Below are 16554 nucleotides of genomic sequence, written 5' to 3'. Positions count from 1 at the left end.
AGGGATGAACGGCCGGAGCGGGTTTGCGCTCGCTCCGGCCCCATCCTTCAGGATACGACTGAGATATGCGCGTCGACTTCTACCAACTGAGCCAGGACCCGGCCGAGATCGCGCTGGCGCAGATCGCCCCCAAGGTGCTCGAATCCGGCGCGCGCCTGCTGGTCGTGAGCGAGAGCGAGGACTTGCGCGAGCGGATCGACCGCGCGTTGTGGTCTGCTCGCTCCGACAGCTTCGTGCCGCACGGGCGCGACAGCGAGCCCCATGCCGAGCGGCAGCCGGTCTTGATCTCGGACCGCCTCGAACCTCTCAACGCGCCTGCCAACGGCGCCACCTGCCTCGCACTCGCCGATGGCCAGTGGCGCGAGAGCGAGACCCCGTTCGAGCGGGTGTTCTTCTTCTTCGATGCCGATACCCTCCAGCACGCCCGCGAGATGTGGGTGGCCATGCGCAGCCGCGAGGGCGTGGAGCACAACTTCTGGCGGCAGGAAAACGGCCGCTGGGTAAAGGCCGCCTGAGGGTAGAGCGCTGGAGAGGGGAGTCGCAGGGGCAGTTCCGTTGGAAGCGGCTTTTCCGCAGCGTCCCCAAGCCGGTATTCATCTTAATTGCTGGATCGCCTCAAAGCGGGCATGCTACGCATGAAGAATGAGTAACTGGACCGCTGCGATCCGCCGCCACTATGAGGAGTTCTGGAAGTCAGCGAGTTCGCGATGCGAATTCAGCGATGGTCCTATTTGGCAGTTGCCGCCTGACTTCGAGGTGGTGCACCTCTTACGGTCTGACACTGTTGCGCTCCATGTCTATGCTACCGTAGGAATGTCACGGCCAAGCGACGTGGATCGGCTAGAACTCTTCGTGCTTTCGAGGCAGCAGAATATCAAGCTCGTCGAGCTTCTCTATATGGCTGCCCACTTCCACCGGACCGGCAACAGCCTCGGTTTAGATCACTCGATCAATATCGGCCGCCCTTGGCTTGAGGGGTCTCAATGTGATCACGCACTAATTTCACTGCCATATGGACACTTCGAAGAACCGCCTGATTTCGGCATGATAGCAAGGTGACGGCGCGCGGGGCGAATTGGGAGCGTCCGTTTTTGAGGCTGATTCAGTGATTTGCGTAACGGATCCGAGAGCATAGGCCGTGTTCGGCGTCATGCAGGCGCAATTCGCCCCTCGAGCCAGGCCAGTCGCTGGAAATTATAGGCGAGATTCGCCATCCCAATCTTGATGCGGGCGCGAGCGATGCCGATGGTCCGCACCACGAGGCCCATGCGGTGCTTTTGCCCGGCGAAGACGTGTTCGACGGCAGAGCGAACCACCGACCGCTTCGCATTGGCCCGTGCAATACGCTCGGGCATCGCTCGGCGGTGCGGCTTGCGCTGGTGGATGTGGCTGGTGAACATGCCCTTGGCGAGGAACGCCTCGTTCTTCTTTGATCGGTAGGCCGTATCGGCCCAGACGCCCGAGGCGGTGTTATCTGGACTGATCAACACCGGCAGCCTTGCACCATCATGGGCATTGGCGGCGCTGGCATCCCAGGTGCGGATCAAGCCATGTGCGCGATCGATCCCTATGTGGTTTTTGTAGCCGAACATGGGGATAGCAAGATCGACCGGCTTGAAGGCCTTGGGAGCCGCGCCTTCCTTGACCTTCGCCTTGGTGTACTTGACGCTCCAGCGGGCATCGCGATCCTTTTGCCGGATCTTCGCAGGGTTACCCTTCCAGCGCTCGGGTATCCGGCCCTCCTTGATGGCCGCCTTCTCCTCCTCGGTGTTCCGCTGCTTCGGGGCCGGCACTACGGTCGCGTCGATGATCTGCCCGCCCATGGCAAGGTACCCTCGCTCCGTGAGAGCGGCATCGAAGCGGGCAAATAACCTGTCGATCGCCTTGGCCTTCACCAGACGCTCCCGGAACAGCCACACTGTCGTCGCATCGGGCACCGTACCATCCAGACCAAGCCCCAGAAAACGCTGGAAAGAGAGGCGATCTTTGATCTGGAACTCGGTGGCTTCGTCCGAAAGCGAGTAGAGCGCCTGGAGCACGAGGACCTTGAACATGAGGACCGGATCAAACGGCGGGCGGCCACCCTTGCCGCGAGGGCTACGGCGCAGCGCCACTACCAGCGGTCCCCGGAAAACCTCGAAGTCCACCACTGCCGCCAGACGCTCCAGCGGATCGCCCGCCGCGCTCAACGCCTCATATCGGTCCGAAAGATCGAAGAAACCCGGCTGCCCTGCCATCATCACCTCCGCTATCGCGCAAAGGCAGTGAAGCACTTCACGCCGTCAGACGCCACGAGTTTTTCGAGGTGTCCATATTTAGACGGTCCAGCTCTCGAAAATGGAAAAGTTGGGTCAATGCCGTTTCAGGTGTGCTGGCTTATACCTGTTACATCGGATGAAATTGACTATAGGAAAGAGCATGGAACTGACGCTCTCGAAGAATTGTTCGAAACTCGACAATTCGACTACAGCGATCCCTTTAGAGCCTCTGTTGTGGAACTCTCTCGCTGAAAAGTAAGGATAGGGTCAGCTTTTATCGGGCGTTGGCGAGAAGTCGACCGTCGCAACCCACTCATCGTTGACGTCTGCAACGCCGGTGAGCGTTACCGATCACCCTCGCCACCCACCCACAATCCCCACTCCCGATCAGCGCATGCTTGCCGCCTTTGCAATTCCCGGCTAGGGGCGCGCGCAACTTTCCTCCTTATCACCAAGGACACTTCCCATGGCGCTGACCCGCACTTTTTCGATCATCAAGCCCGACGCCACCCGCCGCAACCTGACCGGCGCGGTCACCAAGATGCTTGAGGAAGCCGGCCTGCGCGTCGTCGCCTCGAAGCGCATCCAGATGACCAAGGAACAGGCCGAGGGCTTCTATGCCGTTCACGCCGAGCGTCCCTTCTTCGGTGATCTGGTCTCGTTCATGATCTCGGGTCCGGTCGTCGTGCAGGTGCTCGAAGGCGAAGATGCCGTGAAGCGCAACCGCGACATCATGGGCGCCACTAACCCCGAGAACGCCGATGCCGGCACGATCCGCAAGGAACTGGCCGAGTCGATCGAAGCCAACTCGGTCCACGGTTCGGACTCGGAAGAGAACGCCGCGATCGAGATCGCCTACTTCTTCAAGCCGGAAGAGATCGTCGGCTGATTTCAGAGCATTTTCTAATCAGGTGGAAACACCTGATGACTCGGAAAATGCGACCGCTACAGCCTGACCTTTCCGGTTGGAAAACACGAAAGGCCGTCCCGCAAGGGGCGGCCTTTTTTGGTGTTGCGGAGCGCTTTCAACGCTGATGCTTGCCCGAAACGCGGGGGTGGTTGCGCGTTTGCGCGCTAGACAGATACCAATCAGTATTTAAATTTGTCGGCAAGGGCACTCGCCCGATGGAAGCTGCTGCAAGGATGCTCTGCCGATGATCTTCGTTTCCCCATCGCTCGCCACGCGAGGTGCCGCGCGATGAGCTATCGCACCACGCTCGACACACTGCCGCTGGCTGCCGCTGACCGGCTGGCGGATCTCGCGATTGCCGAAGCCTCTGCACGCGGCCACCGGATCTGCATCGCGGTGGTCGATATCGCGGGGCAACTGCTGGCGTTCCGCCGCATGGACGGTGCGGTTCCGGTCGCGATCGAGGTTGCCATCGGCAAGGCGCGGACCTCGGCGCTGTTTCGCAAGCCGCTTCATCTGTTCGAGGGCATGATCGATGCAGGCAAAGCCTCGATGCTCTCTGTTCCGGGGGCGGTGCCGCTCAGCGGTGGGGTTCCGGTTACGATCGATGGCGACGTGCTGGGCGCGATCGGTGTCAGCGGCGCCGCCGGAGAGGAAGACGAAGCGATGGCGCAGGCCGTGCTCGCCGCCTTCGCGGGAGCAGCGGCATGAGCGGCGCACTGAAGGACAAGGTGGTTCTGATCATCGGCGGCACCTCGGGCTTTGGCCTCGAAGTGGCGCATCAGGCAGCGGGCGAGGAGGCAAGGCTGCTCCTCGTCGGTCGAAACGAGGCGAAAGTCGGCGAGGTGCTGCAACGCTTCCGGGCCGAGGGTGTCGGCGCGCAGGGTGCGGCGCTCGATGCCACCGAGAGCGCGGCGCTGGAGGCGTTCCTTGTACGGCATGGGCCGGTCGACCATCTTGTCTCGACAGTGGGCGGGGCGATGGGCGGTGGATTTCTGAGCGCAGAGGTGAAGGACATCCGCGAGACCGTCGAAGGCAAGGTCTTTGCAGCGATGACCATCGCCCGCGCCACCGCGCCGTACATCAACGATGGCGGCAGCATGACTTTCACCGGCGGCTCGGGCGGGCGGCCCGACAATGCCTCGGGTGCTTATCTGGGCAATATCGGCATCGCCGCGCTGGTGCGGGGACTGGGCGTGGAACTGGCAGGGCGGAACATCCGCGCCAATGCCGTCGCGCCGACCTGGACGCCTACGCCGCTGTGGCGCGACATGGCGCCGGAGCAGGTAGAGGACATTCGCGCCAGTTTCGCCTCGCGCATTCCGCTTGGCCGCGTGGCGCAGGTTCCGGAAATCGCCGAGGCCTATCTGTTTCTGATGCGCTGCACCTTCATCACCGGCCAGACCTTGACCGTGGATGGCGGGCTCACGCTGGTCGAGTAAGGCAGCGGCGAAGTCTCAGAACGCGTCGGCGGCGTCGAGCCGCGCGGTGAGCTTCTTTGGTGCCACCGAGCGCCATGACCGGGCGATGCGCGCAGCGATGTCTTCCCAGTCGGTATCGTCCAGATCGAGGCAAATGCCGATCCAGCCGTCGCCGAAATAGGCGGGGCGGAAATAGCGCGCCTCGTCCTGTTCGATCAGCATCGCCTGCTCGTCCACGCCGTCGATCTTGACGAGCAGCGCCTTGCGCCCGTCTCCGTGATGATCTGCGCTGAACCAGGCGAACTTCTTGCCTTTGACGATGCCGAAGCAGGCCATGCCGTGGCTGACGGTTTCCTCCGCCTCCGGCATGGCCATCGCAAGGTCGCGCACGCGCTCCAGCAGCCATTCCACGCTGCTCTCGCGCGTGACGAGGTGGGCAAGGCAGCGCGAATAGAGCTGGTGCTCGGCGATCAGCACGCGGCCTGCGAGGCTGTCCGGCGTGTCGCCGGGCAGGATCGCGACCGGGGTCTGGCCCAGGGCCGGGCCATCGTCGAGTTCCGCCGTGACGAGGTGGACGGTGACGCCGCCGTGGCTGTCGCCCGCCTCGATGGCGCGCTCGTGGGTGTGCAGGCCGGTGTACTTGGGCAGCAGCGAGGGTGGATGTTGACCATGCGGCCCTCCCACCCGGCGACGAATTCGGGGGTGAGGATGCGCATGTATCCGGCCAGCGCCACCCACTGCGCGCCGCTTTCGCGGATCGCGGCGTCCATCGCCATGTCATGATCGGCGCGGCTCATGCCTTTGTGGCTGAGCGCGAAGGTTGCCACGCCCTCCGCCGCTGCCAGCGCAAGGCCACCGGCATCGGCCTTGTTGCTGGCGACCAGCCCGATTTCGTAGGGGCAATCTTCTGCGCGGCTGGCATAGAGCAGGGCGGCCATGTTGGTGCCGCTGCCCGAAATCAGCACGGCGACTTTCGCGCGGCTCATGCGATCACCTCACAGCCTGTTGCGCTGCAGCTTATCGGATTGCAGACACGGAACAGCACCGTTACCCGTACGTTTGCCATGGCGATGCGTTTCCTCCGATCCAGCCGCGCACACCGCGCTTCCGCAATCCGGGCTCCCTATGCGTTCCCGCCGCGCCGGGCAACTCCTGCCGCACGGTTGACCGCCTTGGAGGCGCATCGCTGATGCGCGCGCCGTTCGCCCGCGCGAGGAAGACCTGCCGTTCCTGCGAAGGCTCGGCTGGCTGGTACTTGTCGTCCTCGCGCTGGCGCTGCTGTGGCGAGCGGGCAACCTGCTACTGCTGGCGTTCGGCTCGGTGCTGGGCGCGGTCATGTTCCGCAGCGCCGCGCGGCTGCTGCAACGGCTGGGTCTGAAGAACTGGCCGCTTGCGCTGGGCTTCGGCACCCTGATGGTCCTCGCGCTGTTCGGCGCCATCGGCTACCTGCTGACCGTCCAGTTCGGTAGCGAATTGGCGGGCATGCTGGGTAATCTGCCGGGCACGATTGCGAAGATCGAGGATGGCTTGTCGGTCAGTCCGGTGGGCGCCGCCGTGGTGCAGGCCTTCCGCGTCGCGACCGGCGGCAGCACCATCGCCACGCGCCTGAGCGACCTTGTGACCGGCGCGGGCGAGGTCATGCTCAATTTCGTGATCGTGATCGTCGGCGCGCTGTTCATCGCAGGCAATCCGGGGCCGTATCGGCGCGGCATCGTGCTGATGACGCCAAAGCCTGCGCGCGAGACGATGGAGCGGGCGCTTGATCAGATCGCGGGCGCGCTGCGGCTCTGGCTCAAGGCCAAGCTGATCTCGATGACGTTCATGGCGGTGGTGATCGGCGGATCGCTGTGGTTCGCAGGGCTCGAATCGTGGGCCTCGCTGGGGCTGCTCGGAGGCTCAGCGAGTTCGTGCCCTATGTCGGCCCGGCCATCGCCATGCTCCCCGCGATAGGCCTTGCCGCTGCGGCGGGCGGCGATGTGCTGTGGCGCACGCTGGTCGCCTATCTGGCAGTAAGGGTGATCGAGGGCTGGGCGCTGACGCCGGTGGTCAACCGGCAGGTTGTCTCGATCCCGCCTGCGCTGACGCTGTTCACGATTCTGGGCGTTGGCCTCGTCTTCGGACCTTACGGGGTGTTCTTCGCAGGGGCACTTCTGATCGTTGCCTTCGTGGCGGTGCGCGAGTTCTATCTGCGCGACACGCTGGGCGAGGATATCGAAGGCATTCCCCGCCGCCACTCGCGTGAGAGCGAGGCTGAAGACCCCGCTTCCGCGCCGCCGGATTGAGCCGCTGGCGCAAGCTCATCGCGTTCCCCATGCAAAACGGCGCCGGACCCTGATCGTGATCAAGGTCCGGCGCCGCTGAATTTCAGGCCCGGAAAGAAGCCGTAAGGCCTTATGCGTCGTGCCCGGCTTCCCAGGCGGCGCGTGCGCTCCAGACTGCCGCGCTGCCCGTCACCGTGCAGCCGCGCTGGCCTTCGCGGATCTCGCCGATGCGATGGACGGTCTCGCCCGCCGCTTCAAGCGCTTCGGTAACGCCGGCCACTTCGTCGGCCGAAACGGCCAGCACCATGCCGATGCCGCAGTTGAAGGTGCGGGCCATCTCTGCCGGCTCGATGTTGCCCTGCGCCTGCAGGAACGCCATCAGGCGCGGCTGCTCCCAGCTGTCGACATCGACATGCGCCCGAAGGCCTTCGGGCAGGACGCGCGGGATGTTCTCCAGCAGGCCGCCGCCGGTAATGTGGGCGAGGGCATGGATGCGGCCCGAGCGGACCAGCGGCAGCAGGCTCTTCACATAGATGCGCGTGGGCGCGATCAGTGCGTCGATCAGCAGCACGTCCTGATCGAACAGGGCCGGGCGGTCTAGCTTCCAGCCCTTGTCCTCGGCAAGACGGCGCACCAGCGAGTAGCCGTTCGAGTGTACGCCCGAGGAGGCAAGGCCCAGCAGCACGTCGCCTGCGGCCACCTTGTCACCGGTCAACTGCTCGCCGCGCTCGACCGCGCCGACGCAGAAACCGGCAAGATCATAGTCGCCAGCGGCATACATGCCCGGCATCTCGGCAGTCTCGCCACCGATCAGCGCGCAGCCGGAAATCTTGCAGCCCTCGGCAATACCCGCGACGACGCGCGTGGCGACGCCGTTCTCCAGCTTGCCGGTGGCGAAATAGTCGAGGAAGAACAGCGGCTCTGCGCCCTGCACGATAAGGTCGTTCACGCACATGGCGACAAGGTCGATGCCGATGTGATCGTGGCGATCGAAGTCGATCGCGAGCTTGACCTTGGTGCCCACACCGTCGTTCGCGGCGACCAGCAGCGGGTCCTTGTAACCGGCCGCGCGGGGATCGAAGAAGCCTCCGAAACCGCCGAGTTCGGCATCGGCGCCAGGGCGCGCGGTGGACTTGGCGAGCGGACCGATGGCCTTGACCAGCGCGTTGCCGGCAGCGATCGACACGCCGGCCTGCTCGTAGGAATAGCTCTTTGCGGGGGCTTCGTCTGACATGGCGCGCGCATAAGCTGCATTGGGGCGCGGATCAAGACGAACCGGATAAATGAGGCTTGTGCGGTAATATTGAACTGGTTGGAGGAAAAGGGCTGCCTTGCGCCGAAGTGTTGGGGTGTGGATAGCGTGGACAATTCCGGCTTGGAAATTCTCCGGGCATCGGCCACAAGGCCAGCCGGATTGCACATGGCAGACACCTTTTACAGGACATTCCGGCGGCTTGGTCGCAACGGAGCGGGCGCTTCCCGCAAGCGCTTCGGCAGCGGACGCGGAGTCGCGCTGGCGCTGGGCGGTGCGGGCGTATTGGCGCTCGGTGTCGTGGGGGGCTCGCAGCTCCTTGCGCAGATCGAGGGCGATCGCGGGATCGCGCCGCTGGCCAATTCCGAAGACATTCAGGTCAACAACATCAAGGTAGACGTCACCGGCAAGACCGGCGAAGACGCGCGTCAGGCCGGATGGAAACAGGCTGAACAGCTCGCCTGGAAGCAGATCGGCGGCCCGGCGATGCCGGTCGAATCGATCGATGCCATGGTTTCCTCGGTGGTCATCCAGCAGGAGCAGGTCGGCCCGCATCGTTATATCGCAACGCTGGGCGTGATCTTCGACAAGGCCAAGGCCGGGCAGTTCGTCGGCTCCAGCGGGCCGGTCTCGCGCTCGGCCCCGATGCTGGTGTTGCCGGTGCTCGATTCGGGCGGCGTGCGGCAGGTCTTCGAGGTGCGCGGCGCATGGCAGCGCGCCTGGGCCGAGTTCCAGACCTCGCAGAGCCCGGTGGACTATGTCCGTCCGGTCGGTTCGGGTGGCGAATCGCTGATCCTGACGGCAGGACAGTCCGGGCGGCGCAGTCGCCTGTGGTGGCGCACCGTGCTCGATCAGTTTTCCGCCGCCGACGTGGTGATCCCGGTCGCGCACCTGACGCGCGAGTGGCCGGGTGGCCCGGTCCACGGCACGTTCACGGCGCGCTTCGGCCCGGACGATACCAGTCTTGGCAGCTTCGAGATGACCGCGCTGGACGATGATGCGCTGCCCGCCATGCTGGCGCAGGCCGTTTCGCGCATCGACGGTATCTATCGTCAGGCGCTGATCGACGGCCGCTTGCGCCCCGATCCCACGCTGATGAGCAGCACGCTGGCGCTCGACAAGGCCTTCGCCGAACTCAAGACCAAGCTGATGCCGGGCGGCAGTGCGGCGGTGGGCGGTGATATGACCGCGCCGCCGATTGCGATCACGCCTTCTGCGCCACCGGTCATCACGCCCGAAGTGACGATTTCCGTGCCGACCGCGACTGTCTCGGTCCAGTTCCCTTCGCCGGACGCGGGCGCGGTCGATGCCGCGCTGTCTGCCGTTCGCGGCGTGCAGGGCGTGCAGTCGGCCACGATGAGCAGCCTTGCTATGGGCGGCACTTCGGTGATGCGCGTGACCGCAGAAGGCGGCGAGGAGCGTATTGCCGCTGGCCTTCGCGCGCGTGGTTGGAAGGTCGCCGGAAGCGGCGGTATCCTGCGCATCTCGCGCTAGGGCACCGCAAGGCTATTTCCGGCGTTTCCTCTTCGTCATGCGACAGATACCCCTTCCGCTGCCCACCGGGGCCGACCAGCCGACGCGCATCGTCGTGGGTGCCGCCAATATCGAGGCGGTCGATTCGATGATGCGGGCCGAGCATTGGCCGTTCCGTACGGCGATGCTCAGCGGCCCGGTCGCCTCGGGCAAGTCGCTGCTGGCGCGCTGGTTCGTCGAGAGCGGGCAGGGCGATGCCATCGACGATGCGCCCGATGTTCCCGAAGATGCGGTGTTCCATGCGTGGAACCGTGCGCAGGAAAGCGGACGTCCGCTGCTGATCGTTTCGGCCGAGCTTTACGGTGCGGGCGAGGGCCACTGGAACGTCAAGCTGCCGGACTTGCGCTCGCGTCTCGGCGCGGCGCTGCAACTCCAGATCGGCGCGCCCGACGACGAGATGCTGGCCGATCTGATCGAGGTCCACGCCGAAGCGCGCGGCCTCGCGCTCGATCATGCCTCTACCGCCTACCTTGCAGGACGGGCCGAGCGTAGCCATCTGGGCGCCAGGCAGCTTGTCGAGGTGATCGACCGGCTCAGTCTGGAGCGCAAGCAGCCGCCCACACAATCGATCCTGCGCGACGCGCTGGCTGAAGTGCGGGGGCAGGGATGAACCGGCGGCATGAGGGCCGTGTGCTCGTTCAGCCGATTCCGGCTCGGGCTTGCCAAAATGATGGTTTGATGGGAGTCTTGCGCCATGTTCGGTAATCTGACCCGCTATCTCGACTCCGTCGTCGCGCGCGATCCCGCGCCGCGTTCGCGTTGGGAAGTGCTGCTCTATCCGGGCGTGTGGGCGCTGTTCTTCCACAAGATCGCGCACCGCTTGTTTCTGGCAGACCTGTTCTTCGCTGCCCGCGCGGTGAACCACTTCTCGCGCTTTATGACCGCGATCGACATTCATCCTGGCGCGACGATTGGGCGTAACTTCTTCATCGATCACGGTTTTACCGTAATCGGTGAGACGGCGCATATCGGCGATAACGTCACGATCTACCAGTGCGTGACGCTGGGCGGCTCGAACCCCACCAACGGCAAGGGCGGCAAGCGCCACCCGACGCTGGAGGACAACGTGATCGTCGGTTCGGGCGCGCAGATCATCGGCCCTGTCACCATCGGTCGCCGCGCGCGCATCGGCGCCAGCGCGGTCGTGACCGAGAACGTGCCCGAAGGCGCCACGATGATCGGCGTCAAGGCGCGCTCCACGCTCGTTGCCGCAGAAACCTATGCGCGCGAATTCATGCCTTACGGCACGCCCTGCAAGGAGCCGTGCGAGCCTGCACCGAACCAGCGCGTTGACGAACTGGAAGAGCAGGTCGAGGCGCTGCGCCGTCAAGTAGAGGCGCTGGTCAGCGAGCGTGCCCTTGAGCAGGCCGAGGCCGTGCCGGTCGAGCAACTCGTCCACAAGAACGCCTGAGGTCGATGGTTTCCGGCCCCGCAGGACCTAGCGCCAGCGTCGTTCCCTTTCCGCCGCGCGTACCCTTGCAGATCGGTTTCGATCGCATGGAACTCCAGCGTATTCTCGATCTCTATGGCCGTATGGTCGCCGCCGGTCTGTGGCGCGACTATGCGATGGATTTCGACAAGGATGCGGCCCACTTTTCGGCCTTTCGCCGCGCCGCCGAGCGTCCGCAGGCCCGCGTGGAAAAGCGCCCGGCCCTGCGCGGCAAGCAGGGCATGTGGACGCTGTTCGGCGAGGCCGGACAGATCCTCAAGCGCGGCCACGAGCTGGCCAACGTCCTAAGCCCTCTGGAGCGCAAGCTACTGAAGGTAGTCGAGGATTAGGGCGAGGACTGCTCCGGCCCGTACAAGGGATCGGGAACAGTCCAAGCGGCGGGTAAATCCGAGAAATTGCCCCACAAGTTCCACGTTTCGGTAACTGTATCAACCGAAGCCAGCCCCCATTGAGGTGGATCAGGCCATCCGAACCAGTCCCGGTCGATCAGGAACAGGCGCTCCTTGCCCTGTTCGGCGACGAATCCAGCGCCCGTCTTTCGCGCCCAATCGTGGTCGTCTCCTAAGGCCTGCATCGCCGGCCAGTTCTCTGCCTCGGCATGCTGCCAGATAAGCGGCCATTTCGCGCGTTCGCGAAATCCCCTTTTCATGGCACGGGATCGTAGAAATCCCGATTTCCATGGGTGTGCTTCCCAGAACATTCGGCGGTTACCCTGCAGGCGGCAGTCGGTCGCGCCACGATGCAGGCAGGGGCTTCAACACGATCCGGCGGAGCGGCGCCCACAGGATCGACAGCGCCAGCAGCGTGCAGCCGATGGCCAGTGTGGAGATCGCGAGGTTCATCTCGATACCGTGGAGATGCTGTAACACGCTGTTCAGCGCGACCAGCACATAGAGCAGCGCCGAGACCAGCAGCGCCCGGCGGTCCACGATCAGCGCGATCAACGCAAACAGCGCGTAGATGGTGAGCACTCCGACCGCGTTGAGCGTCGACAGGTTGGTGTAGTCGAGCACATGCAGCCAGTAGAACAGCGGGTGCGCGATCAGCGGGGCGGCCAGCAGGTGGAGCCAGAAGGCGATGTCCGCACGTTGGGTCACGCGCGTCCGGTCCGACAGGTCCCAGCGCATGGCGAAGGCGAATACCGCGATCCCGCAGACGAGCGCAGCCGGGGCGAGGACCGGGTTGGTCTTCAGTTCCAGCCCCGTCGCCCATGCCAGCAGTGCGAGCAGCAGCAGCGCCAGCGCCGCGGTTCCTGCGGCAACAGTGATCGGCACGCGGAAACGCTTCCAGTGGGCGATGGCGCCGATCATGCTGGCGACTGCTCCGGCGGCGGCGATCAGCGAGATCTGCCAGGGCCAACGCTCGTAATGCGTCCAGCTGTTGACATGGCCTTGGTATGTATAGCTTTCGGTGACGGGATGTTCGGGCAGCGCCAGCATGGCAAGGCCGGAGACGAACATGCCGAGGCCGCCCACGAAAGCGACCAGCACCACGATCGAGGGCAGCGCCATGCGGCGCTTGCGGGTGAAGATCTCGGCCATCAGCCAACTGACTACGGCGACCACCAGACCACCGATCCACAGACGATCCCCACCGCCGACATAGACGCCGGAGAAGATCACGAGCAGGCAGGCAATCGTGACGAAAATGTCGTTGAACCCGGTGACGAGGCGGATGTTCTCCTCGTCTGCCATGGCGGGAATCGCAGGCCGTGCGGAAACGTGGTCGCGAAACGCCTGTGCGGTCCCGGCGTCCATCACGCCTGCCGCAACGGCCGATTGCAGATCTTCTTCGCTGAACATTATCGTCCCTGCCTGTTGTCGAAGTTCGAGGTGCTCGAGCAGGGAAGGGGCGTCAACCACGCCTGCAAGATGGTAATCGAGGGCGATCATGCGTTCAGACGGGAAAGAACGGGCAGGAGCGTCTTGCCCCGGCGCGCGTGGCGAGTCATAGGCGCACTTGAACGAATCTGTCGGATCATGTCGATCCGGTCCGAAGTTTGCGCTTCTGAAAGTTTGCGCATCATGCGAAAGGCCATGCGATGAAAATCCGCGTCCACGTCAGCCTCAAGCCCGGCGTCCTCGATCCTCAGGGTCGTGCGATCCACCACTCGCTCGAAGGTCTGGGCTTTGCGGGCGTCAATGACGTGCGCGCCGGCCGCCTGTTCGAGCTGGACGTCGCCGAAAGCGTCACCGACGAGGCGCTCGACGACATGTGCCGCAAGCTGCTCGCCAACATGGTGATCGAGAACTACCGCATCGAGAAGGTCGCCGCATGAGCTTCACCTCCGCCGTCATCACCTTTCCCGGCTCCAACTGCGACCGCGACATGGCGACGGCGCTGGAGAAGGTCTCCGGCACCGCGCCGCACCGCGTGTGGCACGGCGATGCCGAGCTTCCCGAGGGTCTGGACTTCATCGCGCTGCCGGGCGGGTTCTCCTATGGCGATTACCTGCGCTGCGGGGCAATTGCCTCGCGCTCGCCGGTCATGCAGGCCGTGATCGCGGCGGCGAACCGAGGCGTGCCGGTGCTCGGGGTGTGCAATGGCTTCCAGGTGCTGACCGAAAGCGGTTTGCTGCCGGGCGCTCTGCTGCGCAACTCGGTGATCCGCTTCGTGTGCCGCGATGTGAAGCTGACGGTCGAGAACAACCAGTCGCTGTTCACCGCCGGTTACGCGCAGGGCCAGGAAATCTCGATTCCCGTCGCGCACCACGATGGCAACTACCACGCCGATGCCGAGACGCTGGACCGCCTCGAAGGCGAGGGCCGCGTGGCGTTCCGCTATGCCGAGCAGGTCAACGGTTCGGCGCGCGGCATTGCCGGTGTCCTCAACGAGGCAGGCAATGTTCTGGGCATGATGCCGCACCCCGAACGCGCGATCGAGAGCACCCATGGTGGCACCGATGGCCGCGCGCTGTTCGAAAGCGCGATCCGGGGTCTGATAGAGGCCTGATCGAGGCTTGTTTCCGGACCGACAAAAGGGCCGCCTGCTTAATCTGCAGGTGGCCCTTTTTGTGTGTCAGGCCTGCTGGGTCTGCTGGGTGTGGAACAGCGAGCGGGCGTCGCTGGCGCTCATCGGGCGGCCGAACAGGAAGCCCTGGACATTGCGGCAGCCAAGCGCCCGGATCATGTCGAGGTCCCGCTGGGTTTCGACGCCTTCGGCGGTGGTGGAGAGTTCGAGACTTTCCGCCATCGCCACAACCGCGCGGATGATCGCCAGGCTTTCGACACTGCCGTCCGAGACGCCGCGCACGAACGAGCGGTCGACCTTGATCGTCGAGAACCGCAACTGGCGCAGATAGCCCAGCGCCGAGTAGCCGGTGCCGAAATCGTCGAGCGCGATCCGGCAACCCAGTGCCATGGCCTGCTCCAGTGTGGCCTGCGCCTGTACGGCATCGCGCAGGAAGATGCTTTCGGTGACTTCCAGTTCGAGGCGGTGCGGGGAAAGGCCGGTCTCGCTGAGCACAGACACCAGCGTGTCGCCGAAGTCGGGTGCGAGCAACTGCTCGCCCGAAACGTTGACGGCGACGCGGATATGGTCCGGCCAGTTCAGCGCCTCAAGACATGCCTCGCGCAGCACCCACTCACCGATGGGCACGATCAGGCGTGTTTCTTCGGCGACCGGAATGAAACGGTCCGGCGGAATCAGGCCGTGATCGCGGCTGTTCCAGCGCAGCAGCGCCTCGAAAGCGACGACATTTTCCTCGTTGGCCGCCACGACAGGCTGGAAGTTCAGGAACATTTCGTTGTTGTCGAGCGCCTGTCGCAGGGCAAATTCCAGCTGTCGTCGTTCTTCGGCCTGGACATGGAGCGCGGGTTCGTAAGTGAAGTGCCCATTGCCGCCCTTGCCTTTCGAGCGATAGAGCGCGAGATCGGCGTTACGCATCAGCGCTTCCACGCTCTGCCCGTCGCGCGGGCCGACAGAGGAGCCTACCGAAGCTCCTACGTAAAGCGTGTGACGGTCCACCTCGTAAGGCTGCGAGAGCCGCGCGATGACCTTTTCGGCAACCGCGCGCACTTGCGCATCGTCGCGGACATCGCGCATGACGATCGCAAACTCGTCGCCGCCGAGGCGCCCGCACAACTCAGTCTCGCTCAATAGATCCTTCAGTCGCTCGGCAACGCGGGCCAGCAGTTGATCGCCGATGTGATGGCCCAGCGTATCGTTCACCGCCTTGAAGCGGTCGAGATCGATCATCAGGAAGGCGCAGCGGGTTTTCCAGCGTTCGACATCGGCCAGCGCTTCGGCGAGCGCGTCGGTCAGCATGGTGCGATTGGGCAGTCCGGTCAGCGTGTCGTAGCGCGCCATCCAGGCGATTCGTTCAGAGCTTTCGCGGGCTTCGGTCACGTCCGAGCCGACGCCGCGAAAACCTTCGAATGCGCCGCTCGTATCGAAACGCGGGGTTCCGGAAAGTTCCCACCACCGCCACTCCTCGTCGATGTTGACGCGAACGAGCAGGTTGGAGAACGGTGCGCGATGCTTCAGTCGTTCTGCCAGTTCATGGAGGCTGGGGGGGAAGCGTCCGGTCTCCCAGGCAGAACCTGATACCAGTTGAACGAACGGCAGGCCTTCGGTGTCAGCGGCATGACGACCGAGCGCAAAGGCGAAGCGCGGGGAGGCCGTGCGAACACGGCGGTTCATGTCGGTCTGCCACAGCCAATCAGCCTTGTTGTCCTCGAATTCGCGCAGCAACAGCGAAACGACTTCCTGATTTTCGTCGCGTCCGGCTTCGGCGATACGCGCGGACAGGAACCGACGGGCATTCTCCGCCGTACCGAAGGCGATCACAGCCGTAAAGGCGAGCGAGATCGCGGTCATGTCGAACGCACGGGCCATGGCGAAGCCGGCGACGCTGGAAAGGCCTGTCACTATGATGAACGCCAGCGCGGCGAGCGGCGCTGCGGGCAACAGCAAGCCCGAGGCGGTCATGAGAACCGCGATCACGAACCACAGCTTCAAGGCCAGCATCTGTCCCAGCAATAGCGGCGTCACCAGGATCGGCACCGCCCAGACCGCCGCGTTCAACAGGGCAGAGGGCAAGGGAACCGGTTGGGCGCCTGTACGGGCAGCATGGCTGGCCTTTTTGGTGAGCAGCCACAAGGACGCCAGTAAGGCCGCGATCCAGCTGCTCAGAACGGCCGGGTGTACATCGTGGAGCGATAGCACGGCGGCCACGAAACCGCCGGCAAGCTGGATGGCAAGACGCATTCCGCGCTCGCTGGCACCGGCGTGCTGCAAAGCCCGCAAGCGCCCCCATTCGTTGATGTCGGCGCGCCCGGCAGGCGTCGTCAGGCCGACCACAGCCAGCAAGGGCAGCGAGCTAGAAGGGCTCGGCGAAACAGAAGCGCGCATGTTCACGGGTGCATGCATAGCCAACCAAGAGTTATCGCCCGGTAAAGCATGCGATGGGCGATAAGTTTCCCGAATGGGGCATCGTGTGACGAAATATCCGGCCTGGAGGCTTATTTT

At 64.4% G+C, this 16554-nt stretch carries 18 protein-coding genes and 2 pseudogenes; 13 read left to right on the top strand and 7 right to left on the bottom strand.

Annotation, left to right across the window (positions count from 1 at the left end; genetic code table 11):
* The first annotated feature begins 65 nt into the window (after positions 1 to 65).
* Positions 66 to 515, top strand: coding sequence for a DNA polymerase III subunit chi (locus CI805_RS11350; protein WP_260923331.1), 450 nt, complete (start codon positions 66 to 68; stop codon positions 513 to 515).
* Between the two features lie 127 nt (positions 516 to 642).
* Positions 643 to 1059: a hypothetical protein gene (locus CI805_RS11345; protein ID WP_260923328.1), complete on the top strand. Its 417-nt coding sequence runs from the start codon at positions 643 to 645 to the stop codon at positions 1057 to 1059.
* An 89-nt stretch (positions 1060 to 1148) separates the two neighbouring features.
* On the opposite strand, the gene CI805_RS11340 is transcribed toward CI805_RS11345, so the two are convergent.
* Positions 1149 to 2237 (bottom strand): IS5 family transposase, encoded by a 1089-nt coding sequence (locus CI805_RS11340; RefSeq protein WP_260927953.1) that lies wholly within the window; start codon positions 2235 to 2237, stop codon positions 1149 to 1151.
* Between the two features lie 117 nt (positions 2238 to 2354).
* On the opposite strand from CI805_RS11340, the gene CI805_RS21115 reads away from it, so the two are divergent.
* The 4 genes from CI805_RS21115 to CI805_RS11325 all read left to right on the top strand — a co-directional run bounded on the left by CI805_RS21115 (position 2355) and on the right by CI805_RS11325 (position 4610).
* Positions 2355 to 2510, top strand: a complete 156-nt coding sequence (locus CI805_RS21115; protein ID WP_409934890.1) for a suppressor of fused domain protein — start codon at positions 2355 to 2357, stop codon at positions 2508 to 2510.
* A gap of 214 nt (positions 2511 to 2724) precedes the next feature.
* A complete protein-coding gene (gene ndk, locus CI805_RS11335) occupies positions 2725 to 3147 on the top strand; it encodes a nucleoside-diphosphate kinase (RefSeq protein ID WP_260923326.1) in 423 nt (140 codons plus the stop codon).
* Between the two features lie 309 nt (positions 3148 to 3456).
* Positions 3457 to 3879, top strand: coding sequence for a GlcG/HbpS family heme-binding protein (locus CI805_RS11330; RefSeq protein WP_260923323.1), 423 nt, complete (start codon positions 3457 to 3459; stop codon positions 3877 to 3879).
* Positions 3876 to 4610, top strand: coding sequence for an SDR family NAD(P)-dependent oxidoreductase (locus CI805_RS11325; protein ID WP_260923322.1), 735 nt, complete (start codon positions 3876 to 3878; stop codon positions 4608 to 4610). The genes CI805_RS11330 and CI805_RS11325 overlap by 4 nt, the downstream gene beginning before the upstream one ends.
* Before the next feature lie 15 nt (positions 4611 to 4625).
* On the opposite strand, the pseudogene purN reads toward CI805_RS11325, so the two are convergent.
* Positions 4626 to 5575 (bottom strand): annotated as a pseudogene (purN, locus tag CI805_RS11320) (phosphoribosylglycinamide formyltransferase).
* Between the two features lie 196 nt (positions 5576 to 5771).
* Between purN and CI805_RS11315 the strand changes: the two are divergent.
* Positions 5772 to 6871, top strand: a pseudogene (locus tag CI805_RS11315) (AI-2E family transporter).
* Positions 6872 to 6980: 109 nt separating this feature from the next.
* Here CI805_RS11315 and purM read toward each other — a convergent pair.
* Positions 6981 to 8084 carry a phosphoribosylformylglycinamidine cyclo-ligase gene (purM, locus tag CI805_RS11305; protein WP_260923320.1) on the bottom strand — a complete coding sequence of 368 codons (1104 nt, stop codon included), beginning with the start codon at positions 8082 to 8084 and terminating at the stop codon, positions 6981 to 6983.
* 186 nt (positions 8085 to 8270) lie between these two features.
* Here purM and CI805_RS11300 point away from each other — a divergent pair, with 186 nt between their 5' ends.
* From CI805_RS11300 to CI805_RS11285, 4 genes are all read left to right on the top strand, one after another.
* A complete protein-coding gene (locus tag CI805_RS11300) occupies positions 8271 to 9596 on the top strand; it encodes a heavy-metal-associated domain-containing protein (protein ID WP_260923319.1) in 1326 nt (441 codons plus the stop codon).
* A 37-nt stretch (positions 9597 to 9633) separates the two neighbouring features.
* Complete coding sequence (locus tag CI805_RS11295; RefSeq protein ID WP_260923318.1) at positions 9634 to 10245, top strand: ATPase; 612 nt, start codon at positions 9634 to 9636, stop codon at positions 10243 to 10245.
* Positions 10246 to 10329: 84 nt separating this feature from the next.
* Positions 10330 to 11046, top strand: a complete 717-nt coding sequence (gene epsC / locus CI805_RS11290; protein ID WP_260923317.1) for a serine O-acetyltransferase EpsC — start codon at positions 10330 to 10332, stop codon at positions 11044 to 11046.
* A gap of 5 nt (positions 11047 to 11051) precedes the next feature.
* Complete coding sequence (locus tag CI805_RS11285) at positions 11052 to 11414, top strand: DUF2794 domain-containing protein (protein ID WP_260923316.1); 363 nt, start codon at positions 11052 to 11054, stop codon at positions 11412 to 11414.
* Here the strand turns inward: CI805_RS11285 and CI805_RS11280 are convergent.
* The 3 genes from CI805_RS11280 to CI805_RS11270 form a co-directional block, all read right to left on the bottom strand.
* On the bottom strand, positions 11411 to 11785 hold the full coding sequence (locus CI805_RS11280; RefSeq protein ID WP_260923314.1) for a hypothetical protein: 375 nt from the start codon (positions 11783 to 11785) through the stop codon (positions 11411 to 11413). The genes CI805_RS11285 and CI805_RS11280 overlap by 4 nt on opposite strands.
* 7 nt (positions 11786 to 11792) lie before the next feature.
* On the bottom strand, positions 11793 to 12887 hold the full coding sequence (locus CI805_RS11275; RefSeq protein ID WP_260923312.1) for a hypothetical protein: 1095 nt from the start codon (positions 12885 to 12887) through the stop codon (positions 11793 to 11795).
* Positions 12888 to 12973: 86 nt separating this feature from the next.
* On the bottom strand, positions 12974 to 13123 hold the full coding sequence (locus tag CI805_RS11270) for a hypothetical protein (protein ID WP_260923310.1): 150 nt from the start codon (positions 13121 to 13123) through the stop codon (positions 12974 to 12976).
* Between the two features lie 3 nt (positions 13124 to 13126).
* On the opposite strand from CI805_RS11270, the gene purS reads away from it, so the two are divergent.
* Positions 13127 to 13363 (top strand): phosphoribosylformylglycinamidine synthase subunit PurS, encoded by a 237-nt coding sequence (purS, locus tag CI805_RS11265; RefSeq protein ID WP_260923308.1) that lies wholly within the window; start codon positions 13127 to 13129, stop codon positions 13361 to 13363.
* Positions 13360 to 14037 (top strand): phosphoribosylformylglycinamidine synthase subunit PurQ, encoded by a 678-nt coding sequence (purQ, locus tag CI805_RS11260; protein ID WP_260923307.1) that lies wholly within the window; start codon positions 13360 to 13362, stop codon positions 14035 to 14037. The genes purS and purQ overlap by 4 nt, the downstream gene beginning before the upstream one ends.
* 66 nt (positions 14038 to 14103) lie before the next feature.
* On the opposite strand, the gene CI805_RS11255 is transcribed toward purQ, so the two are convergent.
* Positions 14104 to 16437 (bottom strand): putative bifunctional diguanylate cyclase/phosphodiesterase, encoded by a 2334-nt coding sequence (locus CI805_RS11255; RefSeq protein WP_260923305.1) that lies wholly within the window; start codon positions 16435 to 16437, stop codon positions 14104 to 14106.
* Positions 16438 to 16554: the final 117 nt, after the last annotated feature.

The organism is Novosphingobium sp. 9, assembly GCF_025340265.1.
In the GTDB taxonomy this organism is placed as follows: Bacteria; Pseudomonadota; Alphaproteobacteria; order Sphingomonadales; family Sphingomonadaceae; genus Novosphingobium.
The sequence above is the reverse complement of the archived record's forward strand: the minus strand, read 5'-3'. Positions and strand labels throughout refer to the sequence as shown.

Bases quoted from the DNA above. Each gene is read 5' to 3' on its own strand.
- CI805_RS11350 (WP_260923331.1), top strand. From the start codon at position 66: ATGCGCGTCGACTTCTACCAACTGAGCCAGGACCCGGCCGAGATCGCG.
- CI805_RS11345 (WP_260923328.1), top strand. From the start codon at position 643: ATGAGTAACTGGACCGCTGCGATCCGCCGCCACTATGAGGAGTTCTGG.
- CI805_RS11340 (WP_260927953.1), bottom strand. From the start codon at position 2,237: ATGGCAGGGCAGCCGGGTTTCTTCGATCTTTCGGACCGATATGAGGCG.
- CI805_RS21115 (WP_409934890.1), top strand. From the start codon at position 2,355: ATGCCGTTTCAGGTGTGCTGGCTTATACCTGTTACATCGGATGAAATT.
- ndk (WP_260923326.1), top strand. From the start codon at position 2,725: ATGGCGCTGACCCGCACTTTTTCGATCATCAAGCCCGACGCCACCCGC.
- CI805_RS11330 (WP_260923323.1), top strand. From the start codon at position 3,457: ATGAGCTATCGCACCACGCTCGACACACTGCCGCTGGCTGCCGCTGAC.
- CI805_RS11325 (WP_260923322.1), top strand. From the start codon at position 3,876: ATGAGCGGCGCACTGAAGGACAAGGTGGTTCTGATCATCGGCGGCACC.
- purM (WP_260923320.1), bottom strand. From the start codon at position 8,084: ATGTCAGACGAAGCCCCCGCAAAGAGCTATTCCTACGAGCAGGCCGGC.
- CI805_RS11300 (WP_260923319.1), top strand. From the start codon at position 8,271: ATGGCAGACACCTTTTACAGGACATTCCGGCGGCTTGGTCGCAACGGA.
- CI805_RS11295 (WP_260923318.1), top strand. From the start codon at position 9,634: ATGCGACAGATACCCCTTCCGCTGCCCACCGGGGCCGACCAGCCGACG.
- epsC (WP_260923317.1), top strand. From the start codon at position 10,330: ATGTTCGGTAATCTGACCCGCTATCTCGACTCCGTCGTCGCGCGCGAT.
- CI805_RS11285 (WP_260923316.1), top strand. From the start codon at position 11,052: ATGGTTTCCGGCCCCGCAGGACCTAGCGCCAGCGTCGTTCCCTTTCCG.
- CI805_RS11280 (WP_260923314.1), bottom strand. From the start codon at position 11,785: ATGTTCTGGGAAGCACACCCATGGAAATCGGGATTTCTACGATCCCGT.
- CI805_RS11275 (WP_260923312.1), bottom strand. From the start codon at position 12,887: ATGTTCAGCGAAGAAGATCTGCAATCGGCCGTTGCGGCAGGCGTGATG.
- CI805_RS11270 (WP_260923310.1), bottom strand. From the start codon at position 13,123: ATGGCCTTTCGCATGATGCGCAAACTTTCAGAAGCGCAAACTTCGGAC.
- purS (WP_260923308.1), top strand. From the start codon at position 13,127: ATGAAAATCCGCGTCCACGTCAGCCTCAAGCCCGGCGTCCTCGATCCT.
- purQ (WP_260923307.1), top strand. From the start codon at position 13,360: ATGAGCTTCACCTCCGCCGTCATCACCTTTCCCGGCTCCAACTGCGAC.
- CI805_RS11255 (WP_260923305.1), bottom strand. From the start codon at position 16,437: ATGCGCGCTTCTGTTTCGCCGAGCCCTTCTAGCTCGCTGCCCTTGCTG.